The organism is Enterobacter oligotrophicus (assembly GCF_009176645.1).
GTDB lineage: Bacteria > Pseudomonadota > Gammaproteobacteria > Enterobacterales > Enterobacteriaceae > Enterobacter > Enterobacter oligotrophicus.
In genome coordinates this window covers 4,207,237-4,227,590 of sequence record NZ_AP019007.1, presented here as the reverse complement: position 1 = coordinate 4,227,590, position 20,354 = coordinate 4,207,237, and the positions used below count along the sequence as shown (strand labels likewise).

Below are 20,354 nucleotides of genomic sequence, written 5' to 3'. Positions count from 1 at the left end.
TTCAGGTGCCGCTTTTGCGGAATCAGGTATCCAGCTCTTGCCCGCGTTGGGTCAGGAGCCGCTTATAAAGGTGAGTGGTTTCTTCATCAAAACAGACAAAGATCACCTTTTCCGGCATCGGTTTAAGGGAAAGATAGTGGTATACCGTATTCACCGCTATCGTAGCGGCCGCGGCCTTCGGATAACCGTAAACACCGGTACTGATGGCCGGAAACGCCAGGGTTTTGTAACCATTATCAGCTGCAAGACGCAGGCAGTTTCGGTAAGCATCTTCCAGAAGTCTCGCTTCGTGCCGATCTCCGCCATGCCATACCGGCCCGACGGCGTGAATAACCGCTTTCGCAGGGAGATCGCCTGCCAGCGTAATCACGGCATGCCCCGGAGGACACTCCCCCTGCTGCTGACGTACAGCCTTGCATGCTTCCAGAAGCTGCGGCCCGGCAGCGCGATGGATCGCGCCATCCACACCACCGCCTCCCATTAATGATGGATTCGCTGCATTGACGATCACGTCAACGTGCAATGTCGTGATGTCACCGTGAATAACGTCGATTTGCGGTTTCATAAACACCCTCTGCTACCCGCCTTTTTTATAAGTGTATCGCAGAGGGAGGGGGAGAAAAAACGTGTCGTGTAAAAGAGCGTTAACGGCTACCGATAGTCAACCTGGACGACAGCCAGTGTTTTATCCGGATTAAGGTATTTCATACTGACCGTGGTCAGCCCCGGATACGCAGTCCGACCATTAAGGGCCTCCTCATAACTTACCATGCGCGTCCGCATACGATTATTTTCCGGACAGGACATCGCGAACTGGCGATGTTGAGGCGTAATCTCGCAAGGGTCGGCAACAATGGCACCACGAAAATGAATGACACCACCATTCACGATGGTCGCTGAAAATGCAGGCGTGATAAAAGCAGAGGCGATCAGGCCAAAACCTGAAATGAGCAGAGCGGTAGATTTAGTCACAAGATGTACTCCTCAATGTAATTCATCCATGAGGGGTAAAAAGCGCTCCATTATGACAAGGCGGTATCAGGCAGTTGAATATCACTATTTATTCAGCTCCTGATAACATCATAGTTACACCTTTCCACTCCCGCCACATCTGCAAATCATTGATTTACTGAATGATTAAAGCGTGCGGTCTGGAGGCGACCACTGTTGTGATAAATGAAGCGATTTTCCGTCAGAGACAGTGACAATAATGGTCACTGAATCCCCTGATTCGATATTTAAACTCAACCGTGTCAAATCAATCGTCTGATTAGCGGGTATAGAACGGTTATTTTGCTGCCGGGATGTACTTTGCCCCCCTGCTCCCTGACGCATTGACAGGATCTGAACCTGGCATTCACACGATTCGGTCAGAGTGACCTGCGGAATAATGGTTGTCATATGCCCTTGCTGAGAGGTTTGAAAGGTAATTTGGCTGGATAATGCGGCAAGGAGTAATAACGTATTCATGATGCACTCCCGAAAAAAAACAGGGCAAATGCCCTGTTTTTTTGTAGCACAGATTTGAAATTAGTATTGATGCGCAGTGGCGTTGTTGCCGAAGCCGACCTGGTGCACAGTTACAGTTGACCCGGAAGCGGTCTGGTCCACTGCCGCGCCGTTGCCGCCGCCGAACTGTTTAACATTGATGATGGAATCTTTGCTATTCCACTGGTCAATGGTTGCACTGTTACCAAAGCCTTTCTGCAGCAGATCAATGGAGCTCTCATCAGAGCCTTGTCCTACATCAGCGCCGTTACCGCCGCCATGCTGAGTAATGGTCAGATCAGAGTCTTTAGCATCAGTTTGCAAGGCAACAGCGGAGTTGCCGCCACCGTACTGGTAAATGCTCAGGGTTGAGTCAGGGCCGCTATTACCGCCACCCCAGCCGCCACCACCGCCACCGAATTGTGGAACCGCACCTGCGAAAGCACTGCCAGAAACTACGATTGCTGCAATTGCTGCCACTTTGAAAAGTTTCATGGTAAACCCCCATCGGATTGATTAATTTGTCACAACGCACTAGCGCTGAATAACGCGAATAGCCATTTGTGACTGTCTCTGTACTACGACTGCTGTTTTCTGAGTACCATACTGCGTAATATTCGCCCTGTTACCCGACCCTTTTTGGATAATCATTGCGGTATTACCAAAGGCTTCCTGCTTAATACTCGCATCATTCCCGTTGCCGGCCTGATCAATATAAGCAAGATTGTAAGTCCCTGATTGATCAACTTTCGCTCTATTGTTTCCACCTTCCTGAGAAACAACGGACAGTAATTTAGAACCGCCCTGGCGAACATTGGCATTATTACCTGAGCCTTGTTGACCAATAATGGCTGCCTGATTATATGAAGACTTGCTTAATTCATTAACCGCAAAGTTATATTCAGAACCTGCCAAATCTGAATCCCCTGCGATTACAAATCCAGGCGCACCCAGTAATGTAAACATCATAAATAACGTTCTGTTTTTCATGTTGTCACCCTGGACCTGGCCATACACAAATTAACGTTCATTCAGTGTTAACGCGTTTCGTATTTTGTTAACGCCGCGTTACGGTGAAGAGTATGTCTGCCGAAACAATTTAAATATCTCACCCGCGCGTCTTATTTTTATTATTGGTTTCACCTCAAAGTATTAATTCTCGCCAAAATACGCAGGAATCAGCGTAACTTAGTGCAAATAAAAAAAGAGTCAGTTACAGGTTGTACACTGTAAGGAGTGCTTGTCCAGCCTTACCTGTCGCGACTTCACGTTAACCAGAGATGATTTTTTACAAGCCTCGTGACACACGAGCATGTTTTCTTAAGATGCCTTACACAGTTGAACCAGGGCTTAGTTTTTTCTCTGTTCTCATACCAGAAAACCACCCACACCAAAATAAATATATCGTTACATTTCATAGATATATAATAATTTGTATGATTTTTAAAATCTGTGCACTGATATTAATGTGTACAACTTTTCTATTAAATTAAAACTAATTACCCACCAGAAATACACAATTTAATATTGATTTTTACATTTAGTTACATGATTAACACTTGCTTTAAAGTTCGTAATAGCTAGATTGAAATCAGCAGTAAGTCATTTTGTTTTTATTTATCTCCCCCTCTGGGGGGATGGTTTGATTCTACACACAGCAGTGCCACATCTGTCAGTACCTCTGGTGTCTCTTTCTCTATTAGCGAGGGACAGCTGTCAGGTGTCATAAATAAAGTGGGGTTTCATCATGTTTAATGAAGTCCATAGTTTACATGGTCATACATTATTGTTGATCACAAAGCCTTCTTTACAAGCGACAGCACTATTGCAGCACTTAAAGCAATCTCTGTCACTGAACGGGAAATTGCATAATATTCAACGTTCTTTTGATGATATTGCATCTGGCAGCATCATTCTTCTCGATATGATGGAAGCGGATAAAAAACTTATTCATTACTGGCAAGATAACTTAAGCAGGAAAAACAATAATATCCGCGTGTTATTATTAAATACCCCTGACGAATATCCATTCAGAGATATTGAAAGCTGGCCGCATATCAATGGCGTATTCTACGTCACTGAAGAAGAAGATCGTGTCGTGGAAGGGCTGCAAGGTATATTACGGGGAGAATGTTATTTCTCGCAAAAACTTGCCAGCTATCTCATTACACACTCCGGTAATTATCGCTATAACAGTTCAGAATCCGCACTGCTGACGCATCGTGAGAAAGAGATCCTGAACAAGCTGCGCATTGGTGCTTCAAATATTGAAATCGCCCGTTCGTTATTTATCAGCGAAAATACGGTTAAGACGCACCTTTATAATCTTTTCAAGAAGATAGCTGTTAAAAACCGAACTCAGGCAGTTTCATGGGCAAACGATAACCTCAGGCGTTAATAGCATGAAACGCACGTTGAGTTGGATTGCCGCAGCAGGCTTTCTGCTTGCTGCCGGGAACCTCCAGGCTGTGGAAGTTGAAGTTCCCGGATTGTTGACCGACCACACTGTCTCTTCTGTCGGGCACGATTTTTACCGTGCCTTCAGTGATAAATGGGAAAGTGATTACCCCGGTAACTTAACAATCAACGAACGGCCCAGCGCACGTTGGGGAAGCTGGATAACAATAACAGCGAATCAGGATGTTATTTACCAGACCTTCTTATTCCCGACGAAAAGAGACTTCGATAAGAACGTCGCTTTCGCACTGGCACAAACAGAAGAGGCTATTAATCGTCTGCAGCTAGATAAAGCGCTGTTGAGCACTGGTGATTTAGCAAAAGATGAGTTCTAGCAACGATACCTATTTTGGAGGCTGTAATGCGTCTCGCACACACAGTGATCTCGTTAATGCTCATTGCGCCGCTAAGCTGGGCCGGAAATATGACCTTCCAGTTCCGCAACCCTAACTTTGGCGGTAACCCGAACAACGGGGCATTCATGCTTAACGAAGCCCAGGCTCAAAACTCGTATAAGGACCCCAGCTATGATGACGATTTCGGTATCGAAACCCCATCAGCGCTGGATAACTTTACTCAGGCCATCCAGTCGCAAATATTAGGTGGCTTATTAACCAATATTAACACCGGTAAACCCGGCCGCATGGTGACAAACGACTTTATTGTCGATATCGCCAATAAAGACGGGCAGCTTCAGTTGAATGTGACTGACCGTAAAACCGGAAAAACATCGACAATCCAGGTTTCGGGTTTGCAGTCTAATTCAACTGATTTCTAAACAACGTCGAAATAAGGACAATCATCATGCAGCGCTTTTTAATAATTGTTGCAGTGTGCTTATTGAGCGGTTGTTTAACTGCTCCACCGAAAGAAGCCGCTAAGCCAACATTAATGCCTCGGGCACAAAGCTATCGCGATTTGACGCATTTGCCGACACCAACCGGTAAGATATTTGTCTCGGTTTATAATATTCAGGACGAAACCGGACAGTTCAAACCGTACCCGGCAAGTAACTTCTCAACGGCGGTGCCGCAGAGCGCTACCGCGATGCTGGTCACCGCGCTGAAGGATTCACGCTGGTTTATTCCTCTGGAACGTCAGGGGCTACAAAACCTGCTGAACGAGCGTAAGATTATCCGCGCCGCTCAGGAAAATGGCACCGTCGGCGTCAATAACCGAATGCCGCTTCAGTCTCTCACCGCAGCCAATATCATGGTGGAAGGCTCCATTATCGGCTACGAAAGTAATGTGAAATCCGGTGGTGTGGGTGCACGTTACTTCGGTATTGGCGCAGATACGCAATACCAGCTCGACCAGATTGCAGTCAACCTGCGTGTGGTCAATGTCAGCACGGGTGAGATTTTATCCTCCGTGAATACCAGCAAAACCATTCTCTCCTATGAAGTACAGGCCGGGGTGTTCCGCTTCATTGATTACCAGCGTTTGCTGGAGGGTGAAATCGGATATACCTCCAATGAACCGGTGATGCTGTGTCTGATGTCAGCCATCGAAACGGGCGTCATCTTCCTGATTAATGATGGTATCGATCGCGGGCTGTGGGATCTGCAGAATAAAAACGATGCAAAAAATGAGGTTCTGGTGAAATACCGCGAAATGTCGGTGCCTCCGGAATCCTGATCGGAAACCGACAAAAAAGGCGAGATCATGATCTCGCCTTTTTTTATTCACTCACCGGTGTGGTGTTCTGAGCCCTTTCTCGTCGGGATGCCAGCCACAGGCCGCTGTTTTTCATGGCATAGCCAAACAGCAGCCCCAGCGCCAGCGATGGCACAACCAGCTTCCAGTCGCCCTGCCCCGCAAAGGTTGCACAAGCACCAATGAAGGTTCCCGGCACAAAAGAGAGCAGGAGATGCTTCGCCTGGACGCACATCAGAAACGCGACCACGCCCGTCATGGCATAACCCAGGATCTCAAGATGCGGAGCCAGCGCGCTGCCTTTCATAATGACCAACGCCCAGATAACACCGCTCATCATGGTGCAGCCAGAGATAAACAAACCTTTTACGCCACCCTGCGGGCAGGCAAAGTAGGCCGTGCAACCGAGGAAACCAGCCCAGCTCAGCAAACCAAGAGAGACAGCCACCCATCCCCAAAGCCCGGAGAGAATGCCCGTTGTAAGTGCAATACAAAGTAATATGTTCATGGTGCGCATCTTAGCAGAAGCGCACCAGACAAATGAGATCAGAAGCACATTACGTGCAAGTTGAAATGTATCGTTGCAGAAATTTTGTGATTCAAATCACTCTTCATTCTCTTCTTCCAGTTCATCCCACATGGCGGCAATCGCGTCTCGGGTCAGGGGGGCCAGCGTTCGCCAGAAGGGGGACGTGGCATGCGCCTCAACCTTGCCGAGGAAAGCCCCGCACCACGGCAGCAGGTACTCTTCAAACAGGGTTTCGATGGCTTCGTTTTCATCCTCACCCGCATGATCTTCAATCCATGAGGCTGCCAGCAGCAATGTACCAATGTGATCGGCTGGCGTATCGGTCAGCGGCATGCCGCGCTCAGAGAGAAACGCACGCACTTCGGCCTCCGTCGCACCGTCCTGCCAGGCAGAGCGATACGGCGAAACGCGACACTCTTCACCCACGAAGAGCGCGTTGTAATCCGTGGAAATCTGCTGCATGTCACAGGATTTTTGCAGGCGCGCCAGTAAATCATCCTGTTCCAGCGGCCAGTTCTGCGCCAGCTTTCCTTCACGGATCAGCGTAAAGAGTGGAACCAGCAGCGGGTCTTGTGGCTGACGGTAGTAAAGCGTACCCAGCACGCGACAGAGGATGGAAAATTCATTCATGTTTTTATTCCAGTACACAATTAAAGATCGGCAAATTCATCAATCGGGGTCATTCCACGCGACTCGAGGAAATCAAGCATCCGCCGCGGCGTGACGTTCAGGATACGCTCTTCCGGGAAACCGACATCCTTAAGCACTTTCAGACATTCATTAAAATCACCGAGCGTAAATGCCGTATGCGAATCAGAGCCCAGCGCCACCATGCCTCCGGCATCCCGAACGGCCGCCGCCACGTCGCGACAATTTGCTTCACTGCCCTTACGCGAGTGGACAAAAGAGGAGTTATTAATCTCCAGCGCGACGCGGTGTTTCGCCGCCGCCTGCGCGACAGCCTGGATATCAATCGGGAACTTAGGGTTGCCTGGATGGCTGATAATATGCACGTTGCCGCTGGCAATCGTGGCGATCATCGCCGTGGTGTTTGTCTCTTTATCCTGCGGTGCAAAAACCGGCTCATGGAAGCCAGCAATAATCAGATCCAGCGAGGTGAGCATCGGCCCGGTGCAGTCGATTTCACCGTCGGTATTTTTGATGTTCGCTTCGATGCCGCGCAGTATCCCAACGCCATCGACCAGACGTGGCCAGATGCGCATATTCACAAAATGCCAGTAGTGCGGCGCATCAGCCATATCAGGACCGTGATCGGTAATGGCAAACAGCTTGATGCCTTTTAGCTTCGCTTGCGCGATGTAATCATGCAGGGTGCTATACGCGTGGGTACTGGCGACGGTGTGCATATGCAGGTCAACGGGATACATCTTTCTCTCCTCTGCGTTTTTTCCAAAGGATAGCAGTTATCAGCGGCGAATATTAGCAAAAACCCGGCCAACGCCGGGTTTCTCTTAGTAACCGCGCTGTCTGTCGACTTGCCCGGTGACGGCGTGTCCCTGCTCCATCTGGCTGATGGTGTGGGAAATATAAGCCACGGCTTCTGCTGGGCGCGTGACCGCTGCCACATGCGGTGTCATCGCCACACGCGGGTGCGCCCACAGCGGGCTGTCCGCTGGCAGTGGTTCACGGCTGTAGACATCCAGCATTGCCCCTTTGAGTTTGCCACTTTCCAGAGCATTGAGGAGATCGGCTTCCACCAGGTGAACGCCACGCGCCAGGTTCATCAAATAGCTCTGTTCAGCCAGTTGGTTCAGTAGCGTACTGTTAATGATGCCGACCGTCTCTGCTGTATTGGGTAGCAGGTTAATGAGCACACGCGTGCCTTTCAGGAAGGCACCGAGTTCGTCGGTTCCGGCAAAACTCTGTACACCCGGATAGTCTTTACGGCTGCGGCTCCAGCAGCGCAGCGGGAATCCCCACGGGGCCAGCGCCTCAGCGACTTTCGAGCCCAGTACGCCCGCACCAAGAATACCGATAGTAAAATCTTCGCGCTGATAATCCGGCAGCGGCTCCCAGTGTGATTGCTGCTTAAATGCCTGATAATCATCAAAACGGCGGAACCAGTGGAGTACCTGGCTCACCGCATATTCCTGCATTTGCTGGCCCATGCCAGTATCTTCCAGACGGAACAGTGGAATATGCTCGGGTAGCATTTCCGGGTGCGCCTTCAGTTTGCTGAGAATGGAATCGACGCCCGCGCCCAGGGCAAACACGGCCTTCAGTTCGCGCCCCTGGAGCATTTCAACCGGCGGATGCCAGACCAGCGCGTAGTCGGCATGTTCATTATCGCCCCGCTTCCACTCGCGAACGCGTGCGCCCGGCAGCGCTGCCGAAAGTGCCTTAATCCAATAAGCGGTATCAAACGTAGGGTGATAAAAGATTATATCCATGGTCATTCCTGCCTTTTATTGCGCTGTTTTGTTTTCATTTTCAACTGGATTGCCAGCATAACAAATTTATCGGCAAACCGCGTTGCTGATAAAAGAGGCGCTTTTAGCACATTTCGGAATCAGGTTGCCTGAAGTTTGTCTAAACGCGCTAATTTACTGAAAAAGTGAGTTGACGGCCGTTCGGCTTTTCCTTACATTAGCGCCCGTCCCGACAACGCCGGGATGACAATATGGTGAGGTGTCCGAGTGGCTGAAGGAGCACGCCTGGAAAGTGTGTATACGGCAACGTATCGGGGGTTCGAATCCCCCCCTCACCGCCATATTTAAGATGAGAGCCCGTATGAAAGTACGGGCTTTTTTCTTTTATATTCTCCGGGCTGGGGGGGATGAGAACCTCCGACCGGGGTTCGACAACTGGCGACTGCCAGTTGGACAGACTGTGAGCACAGCGAACAGGCTGCCCGCAGGGCGAGCGTAGCGAGTCAATCCCCCCCTCACCGCCATATTCAAGATGAGAGCTCGTACGAAAGTACGGGCTTTTTTCTTTTATATTCTCCGGGCTGGGGGGGATGAGAGCCTCCGACCGGGGTTCGACAACTGGCGACAGCCAGTTGGACAGACTGTGAGCGCAGCGAACAGGCTGCCCGCAGGGCGAGCGTAGCGAGTCAATCCCCCCCTCACCGCCATATTTAAGATGAGAGCCCGTATGAAAGTACGGGCTTTTTTCTTTTATATTCTCCGGGCTGGGGGGATGCTCTGTGCAAGATTCATGTCGGGTGGCGCTGCGCTTACCCGACCTACAAAAGACGCTATTCTTCCACCATCCGCGCATACTCTTCGGTAAGAAAATCCACCAGCGTCCTCACCGACGGCAACAACCCACGCCGTGAAGGATACACCGCATGGATCACCTCCCGCCGTGGTTCCCACGCGTCCAGCACTCGAACCAGTTCTCCGGACGCTAACTGATCTTTCACCATCAAAATCGGCAACTGCACCACACCCACACCCGCCATTGCCGCTTCCCGCAGTGCCAGCATGTCGGTGGTAATAAAGCGTGGCGAGTAATGGATCTCCGCTTTCGCCCCTTCAGGCCCACTGAGTTCCCACTTATGCAGTTGCTTACCTGCACCCATGCTCAGACCTGGCCACTCACTGAGCTCCGAAGGCATAACAGGTTTTCCCATGCGTTCAATCAGCAGCGGGCTCGCCACAAGACAATGCCCCCTGTCCGCCAGCACTCTGAGCACCAGATCGCTGTCATCAAACGGACGCGGACGAACGCGGATTGCGACATCGATCCCTTCGCCCACCAGATCCACCCGCCGGTTGGTCGCCTCAAGCTGGAGATTAATGCCGGGATAGAGTGCCATAAACCTCGCCAGCATTGGCCCCACGTGGACATGCAACAACGTAACAGGACAGGTGATCCTGACAATACCACGCGGTTCAGCCTGCAGTGCAGCGACAGCCTCCTCCGCCGCTTCCGCTTCTACCAGCATCGCTTTGCAGTGCTGATAGAATGTCTGCCCCACTTCCGTGACCGTAAACTGACGCGTCGTACGCTGTATTAGCCGCACGCCAAGCCGTGCTTCTAGCTGGGCAATCCTGCGGCTCAGTTTCGACTTAGGCTGATCGAGCACTCTGCCCGCCGCAGCAAACCCACCGCAGTCGACCACTTTCACAAACCACATGAAGTCGTTGAGATCCTGCATAAATCCTCATTGTTCTGTTTATGGAACAGTGAATGTCATTTTAACTATCTACCGGGATATTAACTCCGAATATAAGCTAATTACATCAACAAAACATCAGGAGTTAATCATGAAAAACGTAACAGGCGTTTATACCGCACCACGTCAGCACTGGGTCGGCGACGGTTTTCCGGTTCGCTCGATGTTTTCTTACCAGACACATGGTGAACCACTCAGCCCGTTCTTACTGCTTGACTACGCGGGACCGCATACCTTCCCGGCAGACGGCGTAAAACGCGGCGTGGGCGAGCACCCTCACCGTGGTTTTGAAACCGTCACCATCGTCTATTCCGGTGAGGTCGAACACCGTGATTCCACCGGCAGAGGTGGTGTCATTGGCCCCGGCGACGTGCAGTGGATGACAGCGGGTGCGGGCATTCTGCATGAAGAGTTCCACTCCAGCGCGTTCTCGCAGAAAGGAGGCGAACTGAAAATGATGCAGTTGTGGGTCAATTTGCCTGCGAAAGACAAAATGGCCACACCCGGTTACCAGAGCATCACGAAAGGCGATATCCCGGTGGTGGCGTTGCCTGAAAACAGCGGAGAGGTGCGGGTTATCGCAGGCCGTTACCAGGACGTGGTGGGCCCGGCACACACGTTCTCCCCGCTGAACGTATGGGATATCACGCTGCATCAGGGAAAATTTCTTACGCTTAATCAGCCCGAGGGCTGGAGCACGGCGCTGGTTGTGCTTGAAGGGAACGTAGTAGTGAACGGTACGAGCCAGGCCGGTGAAGCACAGCTGATCGTCCTGAGTCAGGACGGCGACAAACTGCATCTGGAAGCCAGCAGCGATGCCAAAGTGTTGCTGATGGCCGGTGAACCGCTGAACGAACCTGTCGTCGGTTATGGCCCGTTTGTCATGAACAGTAAAACCGAAATCGCCGAAGCCATTCGCGATTTCAATTCCGGCCGCTTCGGCCAGATCTGAGAGCAATAAAGGAGAGGATTATGTCTACCCCTGCTAACTTCAACGGCGCACGTCCCGCAATTGATGTAAATGATGCGATCATGCTGCTTATCGATCACCAGAGCGGTCTGTTTCAAACCGTGGGTGATATGCCAATGCCGGAGCTGCGCGCCCGCGCTGCGGCACTGGCGAAAATCGCTTCACTGGCAAATATCCCGGTGATCACCACCGCGTCGGTCCCGCAAGGACCGAATGGTCCGCTCATTCCGGAGATCCACGCCAACGCACCTCATGCACAATATGTGGCGCGTAAAGGTGAGATTAACGCCTGGGATAACCCGGAATTTGTTGCAGCAGTGAAAGCGACCGGACGCAAAACGCTGATTATTGCGGGAACGATTACCAGCGTCTGCATGGCGTTTCCGTCTATCAGCGCCGTGGCTGATGGCTATAAAGTGTTTGCGGTGATCGACGCTTCAGGCACCTACAGCAAAATGGCGCAGGAGATCACCCTGGCGCGCGTGGTACAGGCGGGCGTCGTCCCGATGGATACCGCCGCTGTTGCCTCTGAGATCCAGCGCACCTGGAACCGTGCAGATGCCGCCGAATGGGCAGAAGTCTATACGCACATTTTCCCGGCTTACCAGTTGCTGATCGAAAGTTACAGTAAAGCGCAGGACGTCGTAAAAAATAGTGAAGCACTCGATTCACAGCGTTAATCACAGGCTCCGCGGTGTAAAAACCGTGGAGCTGATTATTGCTTAACCGAACAAGCACTAAAGCAGAAAATCTGCTTGACCGTTTTAGCGCAACTCCCTATAGTAGCGCCCCGTTGCCCCCCCAAGCGGTCAGGCAGCAAAACAATATGGTGAGGTGTCCGAGTGGCTGAAGGAGCACGCCTGGAAAGTGTGTATACGGCAACGTATCGGGGGTTCGAATCCCCCCCTCACCGCCATATTTGAGATGAGAGCCCGTACGAAAGTACGGGCTTTTTTCTTTTATATTCTCCGGGCTGGGGGGGATGAGAGCCTCCGACCGGGGTTCGACAACTGGCGACAGCCAGTTGGACAGACTGTGAGCGCAGCGAACAGGCTGCCCGCAGGGCGAGCGTAGCGAGTCAATCCCCCCCTCACCGCCATATTTGAGATGAGAGCCCGTACGAAAGTACGGGCTTTTTTCTTTTATATTCTCCGGGCTGGGGGGGATGAGAGCCTCCGACCGGGGTTCGACAACTGGCGACAGCCAGTTGGACAGACTGAGCGCGCAGCGAACAGGCTGCCCGCAGGGCGAGCGTAGCGAGTCAATCCCCCCCTCACCGCCATATTCAGGATGAGAGCTCGTACGAAAGTACGGGCTTTTTTCTTTTATATTCTCCGGGCTGGGGGGATGAGAACCTCCGACCGGGGTTCGACAACTGGCGACTGCCAGTTGGACAGACTGTGAGCACAGCGAACAGGCTGCCCGCAGGGCGAGCGTAGCGAGTCAATCCCCCCCTCACCGCCATATTCAAGATGAGAGCTCGTACGAAAGTACGGGCTTTTTTCTTTTATATTCTCCGGGCTGGGGGGGATGAGAACCTCCGACCGGGGTTCGACAACTGGCGACAGCCAGTTGGACAGACTGAGCGCGCAACTACAGCGCTCCCGATGTCTACACCGTCGGAACCGTTCCACCGTCAATCACAAATTCTGTTCCGGTGATCGTTGCCGCACGTGGTGAGGCCAGAAAAGCGATCAGGTTTGCCACTTCAATCGGCTTCGACGGACGCCCCAGCGGAATACCCCCCAGGGCATCCATGATAATTTTCTTTCCACCTTCATAATCTGTCCCCGCCTGCAACGCCAGCCGTTCGGCCATAGCCACAGACGCTTCCGTTTCAATCCATCCTGGTGCCACACGTACCACACGTACACCCTTTGGAGAAACCTCTTTTGACAGGCTTTTACTGTAGGTCGATAACGCGGCCTTCGCCGCCGCATAGCCGGTCGTCGATTGTGGCAAGGGGAGTTCACGCTGAATGGATGTAACGTGAATAATCACGCCTTCCCCCTGCTCCAGCATACCGGGTAACAACGCGCGATCCAGCCGGACGGCAGGCAGCAGGTTAAGGTTTAACTCCTGCTGCCATTCCTCTTCACCTAATGCAGCGAAGCCACCGCCCGGTGCAGTTGAGCCACCGGCAACATGAACAATAATATCAACGCCGCCAAAGTGAACCTGTACCGCTCTGGCCACGCTCTCACATCCCTCAATCGTGGTGAGATCCGCCGCGATAAAAACATCGGCTATCGCTTCCGCAGGCTGTGTTCTTGCTGTGGTTAACACTTTCGCGCCGAGTTCACGAAAAAGCCCCACCACCGCTTTTCCAACGCCCTTCGTCCCTGCGGTTACCAGAATTCGTTTCCCTTGTAGCTCAAGATTCATAGACATTACACCATCTCCAGCGTTGAGATCTTGCCATCCACCAGTCCGCAAGCATGACTGAGTTCATCAATAACCCGTGCATCTGCCGTGAAGCAGTGAATAACATTCGCGATATCCGCCTCAAAGCAGGCAGAAATAGCGGCAGGAAAAAAGAGTGGCATCGTGCTGGCTCCTGTTAGTTGCAGTACAGGCATTTTCACCATAGACTGTAAAAACATCAAGAACGCACAAAAAAGTAAGTTACTGAATTATGAGTAAGGTTTACACGCCTGCCACAGCGGCATTCGGTGTTGAAGAGGTCATTCGACTGCTGGAAGGTCGCTGGAAATTAATCATTCTTTTCCATCTTTTCGACGGAAAAGTTCAGCGTTACTCAGACTTTGAAAAATTGATCCCTGGGATCTCGCAAAAGATGTTAGCTCAACAGCTGCGACAGCTTGAGTCCGACGGAATCGTTTCGAGAAAACTCTACCCGCAGGTGCCGCCAAAGGTTGAATACCGCCTTACGGAATGGGGGCAAGCCCTGTGCCCGGCGCTGGATGCCATGCTGAAATGGGCCGAAAAGCGCGAAGCCTGTCAGGCCATCCCTGCTGACGACACGCACAAGTCTTTATAATTGCGCCTCAGATGACGCACATAAAAATAAGGCCTGGTTTCCCAGGCCTTCAACACAATCTCACACTCAGTAGTACGCTTGCAGCGTGCGCTGGCACAGCGCCGAACGGACGCAGTCATCTTTTGTAAAGCGCACCACGCCGATCATCTCATCTTCCTCAAAACGTGACATCGCGTCGCTCAGTCCGGATTTCACGCCGGATGGCAGGTCACACTGGGTAATATCGCCGTTGACGATAACCGTCACGTTCTCCCCGAGGCGCGTTAAAAACATCTTCATTTGCGCAGCAGTCACGTTCTGAGCCTCGTCAAGAATGACGACCGCATTTTCAAATGTACGTCCGCGCATATAGGCGAACGGCGCGATTTCCACCTTGCCAATCTCTGGTCGCAGGCAGTACTGCATAAAGGATGCGCCCAGTCGCTTCACCAGCACGTCATAGACGGGCCTGAAGTACGGGGCAAACTTCTCCGAAATATCTCCGGGCAAGAAGCCGAGATCTTCATCAGCTTGCAGTACCGGACGAGTGACGATAATCCTGTCCACGTCCTTATGGATCAGAGCTTCCGCCGCTTTGGCTGCACTAATCCACGTTTTCCCGCATCCGGCTTCACCGGTTGCAAAGATGAGCTGTTTACTCTCGATAGCATTCAGGTAGTGCGCCTGAGCTTCATTACGCGCCACAATTGGTGAAGTATCACGGCTGTCACGCGCCATGCCAATTGCTTCTACGCCACTCATCTGCACAAGCGAGGTGACCGATTCTTCTTCACGTTGTTTATGGCTACGTGAATCCCGTCTCAGCACACGTTTTGCTTCGCGACGAGCTTTGATCACTGCTTTTTGTCTTCCCATGGATAGCACCTTGAGTTGTTGGTATTCATCACACGCGCCAGCGTCGGCACGATTATGCGCACGAACATCAGAGGGTTGGCTTCCTTGTAAGCCATTGCTTGCTTTACCGGATGACGATACAGAATAGCTACGCGCACCGTTCTGCACGTCGGTGGAATCAGATTCTTGAGGTGAAGGGGGGAATTTCGTGGTGAAGAAATCGCTGCCGGAGTCTGAGCCTCCGCGCCGGGTGCTGCGGTTGTTTTGTTTACCTTGTCCAGTACAGGACGCAACCATTCGCGATCTCCATAGTGAATCAGTATCACTGCCGGGAACTACCGCTGTCTTATCTTAAGTACATCAGGATTTATCATAAATGCAACATTTATTTTACCTAGATGCAACTTTTCAGACTACTCCTGCAGTGGATTCAGTCTCATATACGAATATTACAGAAATATAACAGAAGGTTAGTCATATGAAAAAATAATGTCCCCGCGAACTATCGCAGGGACAATTATCAGGCTTCGATTAATCCCTGGCCGAGATAAGCCTGGCGATTGCGTGCGCCTGGCAGGGCAAAGAAGTAACCACCACCGATGGGCTTTATGTACTCTTCCAGCGCTTCGCCGTTTAAGCGCTTCTGTACGGTTAAAAAGCCCTTCTCCAGATCGTGCTGGTAGCAGACAAACAGCAGTCCCATATCCAGCTGACCGGAGTTCGTGACGCCCAATGAGTAGCTGTAGCCCCGGCGCATCATCAGGCTGGACTGCGTTTCTTGCGTTCGCGGATTCGCGAGGCGAATATGGCTGTCCAGCGCGATGGTGTCGCCATCCGGGTCGCTTGCGTAGTCCGGCACATCATGCTCGTTCTTCATGCCCAGCGGCGCGCCGCTTTGCTTGTCGCGACCAAAGATCGTCTGCTGCTCTTTCAGCGGGGTACGGTCCCAGAACTCTACGTGGAACTGGATAATCCGCACCGCCTGATAGCTGCCGCCCACGGCCCAGACGGGTTCATCCTGGTTGTCCGTCACCCAGACGATATCTTTCATTAACGCAGCATTGCTGCTGTCCGGGTTAGCCGTGCCGTCTTTGAAGCCCAGCAGGTTAACCGGTGTCTCTTTCCCTTTGCTGCGGGCGGCGTGGTCAGAGATAAACCCTTCCCGCTTCCAGCGCACGCTCAGCAGATCCGGGGTGTGTTTAATAATATCGCGCAACGCGTGGATCACCGTGTCCTGAGTGTTGGCGCAAATCTGCAGCAGCAGATCGCCATGACACAGCGCCGCATCAAGGGAATCGTTCGGGAAGCGCGTCATTTTTTGCAGCGCTTTCGGCTTCTGCTTCGCCAGGCCGTAACGGTCATCAAACAGTGACTCCCCCACCGACACGGTAATCGTCAGGTTATCCGGAGCGATAAACGGCCCCAGAATGCCGGAGTCCATTGGCGGCAGGCGCGGGTTTGGCGTGTCCGGTGCCGGGCCGCCTGCGGTGAGAAACGCGATCCGCGTCGTCAGCAGGCGAAACAGACGTTCCAGGTCGGCCTTATCACTCGCCAGCGAATCAAACGCCACCAGCATCATCGCGGCCTGCTGCGGCGTCAGAATACCCGACTGGTGCTCGCCATAAAACGGCTGCGTCTCCATGCGGGCATCCGGCGACAGCGTGCCGGGGGCACTTTGCGGTTTTGCCGCATGTGCCACCGGACAGCCCCCAGCCAGAGCAAGCGCGCCGCCAAGCGCCCCTACTCCTTTCAGCAATCGACGTCGTGAAGGTTCAGCGACGTCATACTCGTCTTGCTTGTTCATGGTGCTTAGTCCAGGCCCAGAACGCCACGTAACTGAGCCAGATCTTCTGCCAGCGTGGTAATAGGCCCTTTCAGCGCATTACGGTCAGCATCGGTCAGTTTGTCGTAGGTTTCGAAGCCGTCTTTAGTGCGATACTTCGCCAGAATGGTGTCGACTTTCTTAAAGTTGGCATCCACTTTCGCCAGCAGTTCGCTGTTCGCTTTCTGCAACTGAGGACGCAACAGATCGACAATTTTCTTCGCACCGTCTACGTTCGCCTGGAAATCCCACAGGTCGGTGTGGCTGTAACGATCCTCTTCACCACTGATTTTGCTGGCGGCCACTTCTTCAATCAGACCGGCCGCACCGCCCACCACTTTTGACGGCGGGAACGCCAGCTCGCTGATACGCTTTTGCAGATCCAGCACATCGCTGTTAAGTTGCTCAGCGTATTTCTCCATCCCTTTGGTGGAGTTATCGCCAAACAGCGCTTTTTCCAGGCGGTGGAAACCGGTGAATTTCGGATCGGCGGCTTTCTGCTCGTAATCGTCTTCACGGGCATCAATGCTGCCATCGAGGTCAGAGAACAGCTCGGCAATTGGCTCAATGCGCTCATAGTGCTGACGGGTTGGGGCATAAAGCGATTTCGCTTTTTCGATATCGCCCGCTTTCACCGCGTCGGTAAAGGCTTTGGTGCCTGTGACCAGGTCTGCCGTCTCTTTGGTGACATAGGCTTTGTACGCCGTGATAGCATCGCCCAGGCTCAGCAACGCTTCGCCTTTAGCGGCATCTGCCGTCGCTTCACCTTTCACGATCAGCTTGCCTTTCGGGTTAGTCAGCAGGCCGCAGGTCATGTCGTACTCGCCCGGCTGCAGGTTAGCCGTCATTTTCTGGCTAAAACCAGGGGCGATGTTTTCACGCTCTTCCACCACCATCACGCCTTTGAGGATCTCCCACTCCAGCGCCTTCTGGCTGTGGTTTTGAATAATAAACTGCGTCTTACCGCTGTTGACCGTAATGGTCATCGGCTCACACTGCTTATCATTAACGGTGACTTTAACCTGCGGAATATCCGCAGCCTGCGCAGCGAATGCAGACGCAATCAGCGCCGCCACACCAGCCTGTAACGCACTACGACGAAATTGAATTGCCATGACCCTTCCCTTTTTAAAGTATGTTGTAACTACAATGAGCACTTCAGGGCGCAGTACGCGACGGCTGCGTGCTGGGGCGCGAGGGCATGAAGAACAGCACCAGCGCCGGAATGAGATAGATGAAATAGATCGCCACTTCGCTGACGCTCGGCGTTTCCTGATAACCGAAGATACCTTCGAGCAGGGTGCCGGTCAGAGAATGGGTGGTGATGACGTTGCTGAGGTCAAACGCCACGTCCTGGAAGTGATTCCACAGTCCCGCTTCGTGGAAGGCGCGGATTGCCCCTGCCGCCAGCCCCGCCGCCACCAGCAGAATAAACAGACTGGTCCATTTAAAGAATGCGCCCAGGTTAAGGCGAATGCCGCCCCAGTAGAGCAGGAAGCCCAGCACCACGGCGGTTGCCAGCCCCAGCATTGCACCAACAGGTGGCCAGATACCGACATCCTGTTGAAACGCTGCCAGCAGGAAAAACACCGACTCCAGCCCCTCGCGCGCCACAGCGAAAAAGACCATCATGATCAGCGCCCAGCCGTGGTTATTGCCCTTTTGCAGAGCGTTATCCACCGCCTGCTCCAGTTGCACTTTTACATTGCGGGAGACTTTACGCATCCAGAACACCATCCAGGTGAGGATCACCACCGCAATCACCGCGACAATACCTTCAAACAGCTCTTGTTCTTTCTGCGGGAATTCACCGGTCGTTTCGTTGATCAAAATCCCCAGGCCCAGACAGAGCCCCGCGGCGAGAAACACGCCCACCCACATCACACCAATCCAGCGTCCGCGCTGGGTTCGCTTCAGGTAACTGGCGATAAGGCTGACAATCAAGGCCGCTTCGAGGCCTTCACGTAACATAATGAGAAATGGAACAAACATGCCGACACCTTAAATGTTTATCGCGGTCAACTGATGCAAAGAAAAGTAAATTCTTTTGATAGTGATTATCATTACGGCAACAAGAAAAACAAGCGAAATGTGTGGTGTTTTGATGACGAGATGTAAACGCATCGCGGGATAATAATCGCATAAGTTATCGTTAAGTTTATAAGTTATAACGAAAATGCCCATTTACGGTTAACCTTCGCTATGGCTAAATATGCGCCTCATTAATCTGCAGATCATCAATCATGTATAACATTGTCCATTTCCTGCTGGCGCTGGCGATTATCCTTGCGCTCGCCTGGCTGGTGAGTTTCGATCGCCGAAAAATCCGCATTCGTTTTGTTTTACAACTCATTGCCATTGAAATAGCGCTGGCATTCTTTTTCCTGCATGCAGAAAGCGGCCTGTTCATTATTAAGTATGTGTCCGGCTTCTTTGAGTCTCTGCTTAAATTCGCCGCCGAAGGGACCAATTTTGTCTTTGGCGGAATGGGTGAAAAAGGTCTGGCGTTCATTTTCCTTGGCGTGCTCTGCCCAATTATTTTTATTTCCGCGCTGATTGGTATTCTTCAGCACTGGCGAATTCTGCCGGTCTTTATTCGGGTTATCGGTACGCTGCTGTCGAAGCTGAACGGCATGGGTAAGCTGGAGTCTTTTAATGCGGTGAGTTCGCTAATCCTCGGTCAGTCGGAAAACTTCATTGCTTACAAAAGTGTACTGGGCGATCTCTCGTCTCGCCGCCTGTTCACAATGGCCGCTACGGCGATGTCGACCGTTTCTCTGTCGATTGTCGGTGCTTATATGACCATGCTCGACGCTAAATTTGTCGTCGCGGCACTTATTCTGAACATGTTCAGCACCTTTATTATTCTCTCCGTTATCAACCCGGCGCGCCCGGAAGCGGAGCCGGATATCAAACTGGAAAAACTGCATGAATCCCGGAGCTTCTTTGAAATGCTGGGCGAATATATTCTGGCCGGTTTTAAAGTGGCGATGATTATTCTGGCGATGCTGATTGGCTTTATTGCCCTTATCAGCGCCGTTAATGCCCTGTTCTCCAGCGTATTTGGCATGAGCTTCCAGCAGATCCTGGGCTATGTGTTTTATCCGCTGGCATGGCTGGTGGGTATTCCGCTGAGTGATGCCTTAAACGCAGGCAGTATTATGGCGACGAAGCTGGTCGCGAATGAATTTGTCGCAATGATTGAGCTGCAGAAAATTGCCCATCAGATGACGCCGCGCGGGCTGGGCATTTTGTCCGTTTTCCTGGTGTCGTTTGCTAACTTCGCGTCCATCGGCATTGTGGCAGGGGCGATTAAGGGGCTGAACGAGCAGCAGGGCAATGTGGTGTCACGTTTTGGCTTGCGGCTGGTGTATGGCGCGACGCTGGTGAGTTTGCTGTCGGCGAGCTTTGCTGGATTAGTGCTGTGATGCTATGCCAGGTGGCGCTTCGCTT

At 52.1% G+C, this 20,354-nt stretch carries 24 protein-coding genes, 2 tRNA genes and 5 other RNA genes; 15 read left to right on the top strand and 16 right to left on the bottom strand.

The window, feature by feature from the left end:
• Positions 1 to 22: 22 nt before the first annotated feature.
• From ymdB to csgB, 5 genes are all read right to left on the bottom strand, one after another.
• Positions 23 to 565 carry an O-acetyl-ADP-ribose deacetylase gene (gene ymdB, locus EoCCA6_RS20230; protein ID WP_152084173.1) on the bottom strand — a complete coding sequence of 181 codons (543 nt, stop codon included), beginning with the start codon at positions 563 to 565 and terminating at the stop codon, positions 23 to 25.
• 86 nt (positions 566 to 651) lie between these two features.
• Complete coding sequence (locus tag EoCCA6_RS20225; RefSeq protein ID WP_152084172.1) at positions 652 to 972, bottom strand: type 1 fimbrial protein; 321 nt, start codon at positions 970 to 972, stop codon at positions 652 to 654.
• 165 nt (positions 973 to 1,137) lie between these two features.
• Complete coding sequence (csgC, locus tag EoCCA6_RS20220; protein ID WP_152084171.1) at positions 1,138 to 1,470, bottom strand: curli assembly chaperone CsgC; 333 nt, start codon at positions 1,468 to 1,470, stop codon at positions 1,138 to 1,140.
• A 60-nt stretch (positions 1,471 to 1,530) separates the two neighbouring features.
• Positions 1,531 to 1,983, bottom strand: coding sequence for a curli major subunit CsgA (csgA, locus tag EoCCA6_RS20215; protein ID WP_152084170.1), 453 nt, complete (start codon positions 1,981 to 1,983; stop codon positions 1,531 to 1,533).
• 39 nt (positions 1,984 to 2,022) lie between these two features.
• On the bottom strand, positions 2,023 to 2,478 hold the full coding sequence (gene csgB, locus EoCCA6_RS20210) for a curli minor subunit CsgB (RefSeq protein WP_152084169.1): 456 nt from the start codon (positions 2,476 to 2,478) through the stop codon (positions 2,023 to 2,025).
• A 757-nt stretch (positions 2,479 to 3,235) separates the two neighbouring features.
• Here csgB and csgD point away from each other — a divergent pair.
• Genes csgD through csgG form a run of 4 tightly spaced genes read left to right on the top strand, consistent with a single transcriptional unit; the run spans position 3,236 to position 5,583 of the window.
• Complete coding sequence (csgD, locus tag EoCCA6_RS20205; RefSeq protein ID WP_152084168.1) at positions 3,236 to 3,886, top strand: biofilm master transcriptional regulator CsgD; 651 nt, start codon at positions 3,236 to 3,238, stop codon at positions 3,884 to 3,886.
• 4 nt (positions 3,887 to 3,890) lie between these two features.
• Positions 3,891 to 4,280 carry a curli production assembly/transport protein CsgE gene (gene csgE, locus EoCCA6_RS20200; protein ID WP_152084167.1) on the top strand — a complete coding sequence of 130 codons (390 nt, stop codon included), beginning with the start codon at positions 3,891 to 3,893 and terminating at the stop codon, positions 4,278 to 4,280.
• A 26-nt stretch (positions 4,281 to 4,306) separates the two neighbouring features.
• On the top strand, positions 4,307 to 4,723 hold the full coding sequence (gene csgF, locus EoCCA6_RS20195) for a curli production assembly/transport protein CsgF (RefSeq protein ID WP_152084166.1): 417 nt from the start codon (positions 4,307 to 4,309) through the stop codon (positions 4,721 to 4,723).
• 26 nt (positions 4,724 to 4,749) lie between these two features.
• Positions 4,750 to 5,583, top strand: coding sequence for a curli production assembly/transport protein CsgG (csgG, locus tag EoCCA6_RS20190; RefSeq protein ID WP_152084165.1), 834 nt, complete (start codon positions 4,750 to 4,752; stop codon positions 5,581 to 5,583).
• Positions 5,584 to 5,626: 43 nt separating this feature from the next.
• On the opposite strand, the gene EoCCA6_RS20185 is transcribed toward csgG, so the two are convergent.
• From EoCCA6_RS20185 to ghrA, 4 genes are all read right to left on the bottom strand, one after another.
• Positions 5,627 to 6,109 carry a DUF1097 domain-containing protein gene (locus EoCCA6_RS20185; RefSeq protein ID WP_152084164.1) on the bottom strand — a complete coding sequence of 161 codons (483 nt, stop codon included), beginning with the start codon at positions 6,107 to 6,109 and terminating at the stop codon, positions 5,627 to 5,629.
• A 96-nt stretch (positions 6,110 to 6,205) separates the two neighbouring features.
• On the bottom strand, positions 6,206 to 6,760 hold the full coding sequence (locus tag EoCCA6_RS20180) for a TorD/DmsD family molecular chaperone (protein WP_152084163.1): 555 nt from the start codon (positions 6,758 to 6,760) through the stop codon (positions 6,206 to 6,208).
• Positions 6,761 to 6,780: 20 nt separating this feature from the next.
• The gene (locus EoCCA6_RS20175; RefSeq protein ID WP_152084162.1) at positions 6,781 to 7,518 is read right to left on the bottom strand and encodes a phosphatase; all 738 of its coding nucleotides are present in this window, start codon (positions 7,516 to 7,518) and stop codon (positions 6,781 to 6,783) included.
• Between the two features lie 84 nt (positions 7,519 to 7,602).
• Positions 7,603 to 8,541, bottom strand: coding sequence for a glyoxylate/hydroxypyruvate reductase GhrA (gene ghrA, locus EoCCA6_RS20170; RefSeq protein WP_152084161.1), 939 nt, complete (start codon positions 8,539 to 8,541; stop codon positions 7,603 to 7,605).
• A gap of 232 nt (positions 8,542 to 8,773) precedes the next feature.
• Between ghrA and EoCCA6_RS20165 the strand changes: the two genes are divergently transcribed.
• The 3 genes from EoCCA6_RS20165 (at position 8,774) to EoCCA6_RS20155 (ending at position 9,227) form a co-directional block, all read left to right on the top strand.
• Positions 8,774 to 8,861: transfer RNA gene (locus tag EoCCA6_RS20165), tRNA-Ser, on the top strand.
• Positions 8,862 to 8,906: 45 nt separating this feature from the next.
• Positions 8,907 to 9,044: non-coding RNA, RtT sRNA (locus tag EoCCA6_RS20160), on the top strand.
• 45 nt (positions 9,045 to 9,089) lie between these two features.
• Positions 9,090 to 9,227, top strand: a non-coding RNA gene (locus tag EoCCA6_RS20155) — RtT sRNA.
• 123 nt (positions 9,228 to 9,350) lie between these two features.
• On the opposite strand, the gene EoCCA6_RS20150 is transcribed toward EoCCA6_RS20155, so the two are convergent.
• The gene (locus EoCCA6_RS20150) at positions 9,351 to 10,256 is read right to left on the bottom strand and encodes a LysR family transcriptional regulator (protein ID WP_152084160.1); all 906 of its coding nucleotides are present in this window, start codon (positions 10,254 to 10,256) and stop codon (positions 9,351 to 9,353) included.
• Positions 10,257 to 10,365: 109 nt separating this feature from the next.
• Between EoCCA6_RS20150 and EoCCA6_RS20145 the strand changes: the two genes are divergently transcribed.
• From EoCCA6_RS20145 to EoCCA6_RS20120, 6 genes are all read left to right on the top strand, one after another.
• Entirely contained in the window at positions 10,366 to 11,226 is an 861-nt protein-coding gene (locus EoCCA6_RS20145) for a pirin family protein (protein WP_152084159.1), read from the top strand.
• Between the two features lie 20 nt (positions 11,227 to 11,246).
• On the top strand, positions 11,247 to 11,924 hold the full coding sequence (locus tag EoCCA6_RS20140; protein ID WP_152084158.1) for an isochorismatase family protein: 678 nt from the start codon (positions 11,247 to 11,249) through the stop codon (positions 11,922 to 11,924).
• Positions 11,925 to 12,072: 148 nt separating this feature from the next.
• Positions 12,073 to 12,160 (top strand) — tRNA-Ser (locus tag EoCCA6_RS20135).
• A 45-nt stretch (positions 12,161 to 12,205) separates the two neighbouring features.
• Positions 12,206 to 12,343, top strand: a non-coding RNA gene (locus EoCCA6_RS20130) — RtT sRNA.
• Between the two features lie 45 nt (positions 12,344 to 12,388).
• Positions 12,389 to 12,526, top strand: a non-coding RNA gene (locus EoCCA6_RS20125) — RtT sRNA.
• Between the two features lie 45 nt (positions 12,527 to 12,571).
• Positions 12,572 to 12,708: non-coding RNA, RtT sRNA (locus tag EoCCA6_RS20120), on the top strand.
• Between the two features lie 147 nt (positions 12,709 to 12,855).
• On the opposite strand, the gene EoCCA6_RS20115 is transcribed toward EoCCA6_RS20120, so the two are convergent.
• Both EoCCA6_RS20115 and EoCCA6_RS21555 read right to left on the bottom strand, forming a co-directional pair.
• Entirely contained in the window at positions 12,856 to 13,635 is a 780-nt protein-coding gene (locus tag EoCCA6_RS20115) for an SDR family oxidoreductase (protein ID WP_152084157.1), read from the bottom strand.
• Positions 13,635 to 13,790: a hypothetical protein gene (locus tag EoCCA6_RS21555; RefSeq protein ID WP_167515555.1), complete on the bottom strand. Its 156-nt coding sequence runs from the start codon at positions 13,788 to 13,790 to the stop codon at positions 13,635 to 13,637. The genes EoCCA6_RS20115 and EoCCA6_RS21555 overlap by 1 nt, the downstream gene beginning before the upstream one ends.
• An 89-nt stretch (positions 13,791 to 13,879) precedes the next feature.
• On the opposite strand from EoCCA6_RS21555, the gene EoCCA6_RS20110 reads away from it, so the two are divergent.
• Positions 13,880 to 14,245 carry a winged helix-turn-helix transcriptional regulator gene (locus tag EoCCA6_RS20110; protein ID WP_152084156.1) on the top strand — a complete coding sequence of 122 codons (366 nt, stop codon included), beginning with the start codon at positions 13,880 to 13,882 and terminating at the stop codon, positions 14,243 to 14,245.
• A gap of 66 nt (positions 14,246 to 14,311) precedes the next feature.
• On the opposite strand, the gene phoH is transcribed toward EoCCA6_RS20110, so the two are convergent.
• From phoH to efeU, 4 genes are all read right to left on the bottom strand, one after another.
• On the bottom strand, positions 14,312 to 15,100 hold the full coding sequence (gene phoH, locus EoCCA6_RS20105) for a phosphate starvation-inducible protein PhoH (protein ID WP_168714504.1): 789 nt from the start codon (positions 15,098 to 15,100) through the stop codon (positions 14,312 to 14,314).
• Positions 15,101 to 15,599: 499 nt separating this feature from the next.
• Complete coding sequence (gene efeB / locus EoCCA6_RS20100; protein ID WP_152084154.1) at positions 15,600 to 16,883, bottom strand: iron uptake transporter deferrochelatase/peroxidase subunit; 1,284 nt, start codon at positions 16,881 to 16,883, stop codon at positions 15,600 to 15,602.
• 5 nt (positions 16,884 to 16,888) lie between these two features.
• Positions 16,889 to 18,016 carry an iron uptake system protein EfeO gene (gene efeO, locus EoCCA6_RS20095; protein ID WP_152084153.1) on the bottom strand — a complete coding sequence of 376 codons (1,128 nt, stop codon included), beginning with the start codon at positions 18,014 to 18,016 and terminating at the stop codon, positions 16,889 to 16,891.
• 43 nt (positions 18,017 to 18,059) lie between these two features.
• Positions 18,060 to 18,893 carry an iron uptake transporter permease EfeU gene (gene efeU, locus EoCCA6_RS20090; RefSeq protein WP_152084152.1) on the bottom strand — a complete coding sequence of 278 codons (834 nt, stop codon included), beginning with the start codon at positions 18,891 to 18,893 and terminating at the stop codon, positions 18,060 to 18,062.
• Between the two features lie 251 nt (positions 18,894 to 19,144).
• Here efeU and EoCCA6_RS20080 point away from each other — a divergent pair, with 251 nt between their 5' ends.
• The gene (locus EoCCA6_RS20080; protein WP_152084150.1) at positions 19,145 to 20,329 is read left to right on the top strand and encodes a NupC/NupG family nucleoside CNT transporter; all 1,185 of its coding nucleotides are present in this window, start codon (positions 19,145 to 19,147) and stop codon (positions 20,327 to 20,329) included.
• The last annotated feature ends 25 nt before the right edge of the window (positions 20,330 to 20,354 follow it).